The 1,252-nt window shown below is 58.4% G+C and carries 1 protein-coding gene and 1 pseudogene; one reads left to right on the top strand and one right to left on the bottom strand.

The genetic code is table 11. The features are described from left to right. Nucleotides 1–227: pseudogene (locus B3Q33_RS04640) on the bottom strand (SAM-dependent methyltransferase); the annotation flags it as partial. Between the two features lie 122 nt (nt 228–349). Here B3Q33_RS04640 and B3Q33_RS04635 point away from each other — a divergent pair. Then, nucleotides 350–1,252 (top strand): ABC1 kinase family protein (locus B3Q33_RS04635; protein WP_286827051.1); only part of this gene is annotated, 903 nt, incomplete at its 3' end.

The following is a 1,252-nucleotide window of genomic DNA, read 5'->3' as shown; positions in this document are numbered from 1 at the left end:
CCCCAACCACAGCCAATATCCATCATATGCTCGTCGGCAGACACTTTTCGGCGGGTCAGGTGGTCCATGATCAGGAAGCTGGAGTTCCAGACCTTGTTGCCGTGAATGGAGGGGGTGTGGTTTGCACGTTTCAGGCGGCGGATTTCCCGGTGGCCGGAACGCAGCAGGGTGATGCCGCGAGTGCGAATGGTATGCGGCTCTCCAGCGCGTATAACTGTTCCTGACATAATCGCTCACCAGCGGCAAAGCTAGAAACAGTACGGTCAAGCCCGACGGGTTTCAAGCCGTATCTATGCGGCTTACTCTGGGCAAACCGAATTCCGGTAATAACCATAATGAATAAAGCCTGATGATTAAGAAAAGTATCGCCGGTGTCAGTGGCCTGGCTGGAGGGCGCTCCCGGTATCTGCGGGCACTGACGGCCATGGCTCGTGTGGCGGCGATCTATGCGGGGGGCGTCGGCAAGGATGATCGCCACCAGCGTCACTGCCGGGGAGCGGACATTCTCACTGCCCTGTGTCGACGCAACGGTGCGTTCTGGGTTAAGGCGGCCCAGTTCTTCAGTTGCCGGCCAGATGTGCTGCCGCAGGAATATATTGAAGCGTTTCAGCAATTGCAGAATGACGCAGCCCCGGTGCCTTTTTCACAGATTGAAGCTGCCCTGAAAAAATCCCTTGGTGCTGACTGGCGTGACGCTTTTCGCTGGGTTGACGAGAACCCGGTGGCAGTGGCCTCCATCGCCCAGGTGCACCGGGCGCGCCTGGAAGATGGCACCGATGTGGCGATCAAGGTGCGCTTGCCCGGGGTCAAGAAGCTGTTTGAGCAGGATGCCAAGGTGTTTCAGGTTCTGGCGGCGATTGCTGCCCCCCGGTTTCGGGAATTTGATCTGAAACAGGCCATAGAGCAACTGCTGATCATGACCGCCATGGAGCTGGATTTTCGCAACGAGGCGGCCAACACCCGACGTTTTGCCCGCCAGCCCCATCACCCCCGTATCCGCATTCCCGATTTGATTGATGGCCTGTGCAGTGAACGCATTCTGGTGACCAGCTGGGAACAGGGCCCGCGACTACGCAATCACCTGGATGCTCACCCGGAGCAGGCCAGGGATCTGCTCTCGGTATTGTTAACCAGCTACCTGCAGCAGGTAACCCGTTTCGGGGTCTACCAGGCGGATCCTCACCCGGGTAATTTCCTGGTTAACGACCAGGGTCAGGTGGTGATTCTGGACTTCGGCGCCATCGGCGTGCTG

Source organism: Alcanivorax sp. UBA3183, from assembly GCF_002364155.1.
Lineage (GTDB): Bacteria > Pseudomonadota > Gammaproteobacteria > Pseudomonadales > Alcanivoracaceae > Alcanivorax > Alcanivorax jadensis.
The sequence above is the reverse complement of the archived record's forward strand: the minus strand, read 5'-3'. Positions and strand labels throughout refer to the sequence as shown.